The organism is Gluconobacter sp. P1D12_c, from assembly GCF_018812105.1.
Classification (GTDB): domain Bacteria; phylum Pseudomonadota; class Alphaproteobacteria; order Acetobacterales; family Acetobacteraceae; genus Gluconobacter; species Gluconobacter oxydans_A.
Genome location: NZ_JACSIQ010000102.1, coordinates 1 through 711, shown reverse-complemented (window position 1 = coordinate 711; position 711 = coordinate 1). Strand labels below are relative to the sequence as shown.

The following is a 711-nucleotide window of genomic DNA, read 5'->3' as shown; positions in this document are numbered from 1 at the left end:
CCTGCTGCGTCTGGTCACATCCATTCGGAGTGGAACCGTGACGGCCTCGGCCATGCTGCGGAAGCTCGGATCTTATCCCCGTCAGAATGGTCTGGCTGTGGCCTTGCGTGAAGTTGGCCGGATCGAGCGGTCGGTTTTCATGCTCGACTGGATACAGGATCTGGATTTGCGCAGGCTAACCCAGGCAGGGCTCAACAAGTGAGAAGACAGGAATGCGCTGGCTCGGGCGCTCTTCTTCAACCAGCTTGGTGAACTGCGGGATCGGCGTTTTGAAAATCAGGCTTATCGAGCGTCAGGTTTAAACCTGCTGGTGGCAGCGGTTATCCTATGGAATACGCGCTATCTTCAGTCTGCCATCGCAACGCTCGGCATTTCCGATGACCTGGCGCGGCATATTGCACCCCTCGGCTGGGAGCATATCTCTCTGACAGGGGACTATCGCTGGAATGTCGATGAGCAGCCCGAAGCGGGCGCGTTACGTCCGCTTCGGGTGCCTGCATCCCTGCTTGTCGCTTGAACCCCAATGCTGGCGGTTCTGTAGGTGTTCACCCTAAGCGTACGTAAAATACACTTTCGTGTCGTGACCCCATCTATCAACGGGACGTCGATATTACAGTTCGTCCTGTCGAAGCTGCAGACCGCTTTACCAGCCGGGTCTGAGGCGGTCCTTGTCCGAAGCATGGCAGAGTGTCACTCTGATCTCTTTCACAA

Annotated in this window: 1 pseudogene; it reads left to right on the top strand. The window is 56.5% G+C overall.

Annotated features, from left to right (window positions below):
- Nucleotides 1-517, top strand: a pseudogene (locus KP705_RS15755) (Tn3 family transposase); the annotation flags it as partial.
- Between the last annotated feature and the right edge of the window lie 194 nt (nt 518-711).